The sequence below is a fragment of the Promicromonospora kroppenstedtii DSM 19349 genome (assembly GCF_000515355.1).
Lineage (GTDB): Bacteria > Actinomycetota > Actinomycetes > Actinomycetales > Cellulomonadaceae > Promicromonospora > Promicromonospora kroppenstedtii.
Window position 1 is genome coordinate 1,986 of record NZ_KI911715.1, and the last position, 3,339, is coordinate 5,324.

Here is a 3,339-nt window from a genome sequence, read left to right on the forward strand (position 1 = left end):
GGTGCGGCTGGTCCACGTGCAGCTCATCCAGGGCCCGAGCCTGGCCGCCGAGGCCGAGGCCGCGCGCACGGCGACCGCCGTCACGCCCGCGCACCGCGGCGACATCACGGACGCGAACGGCGTGGTGCTGGCCACCTCGGTGGACCGGTACAAGGTGGTGGGCGACCCGGTGGCGATCGAGGACTTCCGCGGCGCGGGCCGCGTCGATGCCGACGGCCGCAAGGTGGAGAACGGCGCCCTGGGCATCGCCCAGCTGCTCGCGCCGATCCTCGACGAGCCCAAGAACGAGCTGGCGGCCAAGCTGGTGGGCGAGTCGCGCTACCGCGTGCTCGCCAAGAACGTCGTGCCCCAGGTGCAGCGCGCCATCGCCGACCTGGAGATCCGTGCGTACATCCGCACCGACCTGACCTCGCGCCGAACCTACCCGTCGGGGACGGTGGCGGGCTCGCTGGTCGGCTTCGTGGACGAGGAGCAGGCCGGGCAGGGCGGCATCGAGCTGGCGTACGACGACCTGCTGGCGGGCTCGCCCGGCTCCGACACCTACGAGCGCAGCCTCGACGGCCTGCGCATCCCGGCCGCCGGCCAGGAGTCCGTCCCGGCGGTGCCGGGCGACAGCATCCAGCTCTCCCTGGTGCACGACATCCAGTGGAAGGCGCAGGACTCCATCGACGAGGCCAAGCGGACCACCGGGGCGGAGTACGGGATCGTCATCGTGCAGGACATCCGCACGGGCGAGCTCGTGGCGCTCGCGGACTCGGGCGCCACGGACCCGAACGACCGGACGACGTCGGCCGTGGCGGGCGGGTCGCGCGCCGTCAAGGACGTCTTCGACCCCGGCTCGACGGGCAAGGTGGTCACGATGGCCGCCGCCCTGGAGGGCGGCTACTGGACGCCGGACAGCCGGTTCACCGTGCCCTACACGTACACGACGCCCAACGGGCAGACCTTCCGCGACTCGCACGAGCACCCGGTGGAGCGCCTGACGCTGACCGGGGTGCTGGCCCAGTCGTCGAACACGGGCACCGTGCAGGCCGGCGAGAAGATCCCGCTGCAGACGCGGCAGGACTACCTGTACAAGTTCGGCTTCGGACAGCCGACGGGCCTGGGCCTGCCGGGCGAGTCCGTCGGTCTCATGCCGCCCGCCGACGTCGCGGACTGGGACGGCCGCACGCAGTACGCGGTGCTGTTCGGCCAGGGGCTGTCCGTCAACGCGATGCAGGCCACGAGCGTGTTCTCGACGGTGGCGAACGGCGGCGTTCGGATGACGCCGACGCTCTTCAAGGGCTCCACCAGCCCGGACGGCACCACCACGCCGGCGGAGCGGGAGCCGGGCAAGCGGGTGATCTCCGAGGAGACCGCGGACACCCTCGTCGAGATGATGGAGACCGTGACCGGCGACGAGGGCACGGGCAAGAATGCCGCCGTGCCGGGCTACCGGGTGGCGGGCAAGACCGGTACCGCCCAGATGCCGGCGGGCAACGGCTGGACGTACATGGCGTCGTTCATCGGCGTGGCGCCGGCCGACGACCCCCGGTACACCGTGTCCGTCTTCCTCAAGAGCCCGCACAGCTCGATCTTCGGCGGCGACGTCGCGGCCCCGGTCTTCAGCGAGGTCATGGGGTTCACCCTGCAGACGATGGACGTGCCGCCGAGCGAGCGCGAGAAGCGGCGGCTCAAGACCGAGTGGTGACGCCGTGCGGGTCGTGGGTCAGGAGGCCGCGATCCGCACGGGGGCGCCGAGGGTGGCCGTCAGGATCGACTCGATGGCGAACTCCGTGCCCGACGCCAGGTCCACCGCCGCGGGGTCCAGCAGCCACTGGAGCTGCAGACCGTCCATGACGGCGATCACCGCGGCCGCGGCGCGCTCGGGCTCGCCCTCGGGCAGGGTCACCTCGCGCTCGTCCGCGAGCACGCGCACAGCCTGGGAGATCTCGCCGCGCAGCACGCTGAACCGCTCGGCCACCCAGGTGGAGGCGGGGTGGCCGTCGGTCACGGACTCGCCGGTGAGTACCGCGTAGGCCTGCACGATGCCGCGCCGCTCCGCGTTCTGGCGCGCGGTGGTGACCAGGTGCCGGAACAGCTCGATGCCGCCCGGGATGTGCTTGCCCTCCAGGTGCTGCACGTCCACGCGGTCGCGGTACTCCAGCACCTCCCACAGCAGCTTGTCCTTGCTGCCGAAGTGGTGGAGCACGCCGGCGTGCGTGATCCCCACCTGGGCCGCGACGTCGACCAGCGAGCCCTGGTGGTAGCCCTTGGACCCGAACACGCGCGTCGCGGCGGCGAGGATCTCCTCCCGCCGCTGGTCGCGCGTGGGTCGCTTGGCCTTCGGGGCAGCCTGCCCGGTCGCTTCTGGCATGGGCTCACGATAACCGAGAATCCAGGCTTACTAACCAGTAAGTAAGTGTGGTTGAATGCGGGCAGCCGTCCACCGCCGAACGGAGAAAGCACGTGTCATCGCAGACAGTCACCACGCAGGGCACCACGGAGCCCGAGCTGCTCCGCCTCCTGTCGGAGCTCTCCGCCGAGGAGAAGGTGTCGCTCGTCGTGGGCGCGTCCATGTGGACGACCACGGCCGTGCCCCGTCTCGGGCTGGAGCCGGTGGTGCTGTCCGACGGCCCGGTGGGCGTGCGCGGCCCGGACGGCGGCACGTCCGCGATGTTCCCCGCGCCGTCCGCGCTGGCCGCGACCTGGGACCTGGAGCTGGCCCGCCGTGCCGGCGTGCTGTTCGCCGCCGAGGCCCGTCGCCACGGCGTCGACGTCGTGCTCGCCCCGCAGGTCAACCTGCAGCGCACGCCCGTGGGCGGCCGCCACTTCGAGTGCTACTCGGAGGACCCGCACCTGACGGCCGAGATCGCGGTGGCCCTGGTCGGCGCGGCGCAGGAGCAGGGCGTCGGCATGTGCGTCAAGCACTACGTGGCCAACGACTCCGAGACCGAGCGCACCCGCTACCTCGCGCGCCTCGACGAGCGGACGCTGCGCGAGGCCTACCTCGCGCCCTTCGAGCGCCTGGTGCGCGACGTCAACCCGTGGTCCGTGATGGGCGCCTACAACGGCGCCGACACGCAGGGCGTCGCCGCGCCGCTCCTGGAGCACCGCCCGCTCGTGGTCGACCTGCTCAAGGAGGAGTGGGGGTACGACGGTCTGTTCGTCAGCGACTGGGTGGCCACGCAGTCCGTGGCGCCCGCCGTGCGCGGCGGCCTGGACCTGCAGATGCCCGGGCCCGACGGCGCCTGGGGCGACGGCCTGCTCGACGCCGTCCGTTCCGGCGAGGTCGCCGAGGCCGAGCTCGACGACAAGGTGCTGCGCCTGCTGCGGCTGGCCGGCCGCACCGGGCGGCTC

Annotated in this window: 3 protein-coding genes; 2 read left to right on the forward strand and 1 reads right to left on the reverse strand. The window is 72.5% G+C overall.

Annotation, left to right across the window (positions count from 1 at the left end; all coding sequences use genetic code 11):
- Position 1 precedes the first annotated feature (1 nt).
- Positions 2–1,690 carry a peptidoglycan D,D-transpeptidase FtsI family protein gene (locus PROKR_RS20245; RefSeq protein WP_084800564.1) on the forward strand — a complete coding sequence of 563 codons (1,689 nt, stop codon included), beginning with the start codon at positions 2–4 and terminating at the stop codon, positions 1,688–1,690.
- 18 nt (positions 1,691–1,708) lie between these two features.
- On the opposite strand, the gene PROKR_RS20250 is transcribed toward PROKR_RS20245, so the two are convergent.
- On the reverse strand, positions 1,709–2,356 hold the full coding sequence (locus PROKR_RS20250) for a TetR/AcrR family transcriptional regulator (protein ID WP_020016693.1): 648 nt from the start codon (positions 2,354–2,356) through the stop codon (positions 1,709–1,711).
- Between the two features lie 92 nt (positions 2,357–2,448).
- Here PROKR_RS20250 and PROKR_RS20255 point away from each other — a divergent pair.
- Positions 2,449–3,339 (forward strand): glycoside hydrolase family 3 protein (locus PROKR_RS20255; protein WP_169736490.1); only part of this gene is annotated, 891 nt, incomplete at its 3' end.

Coding starts and splice junctions, on each gene's coding strand:
- PROKR_RS20250 (WP_020016693.1), bottom strand. CDS start 2,356: ATGCCAGAAGCGACCGGGCAGGCTGCCCCGAAGGCCAAGCGACCCACG.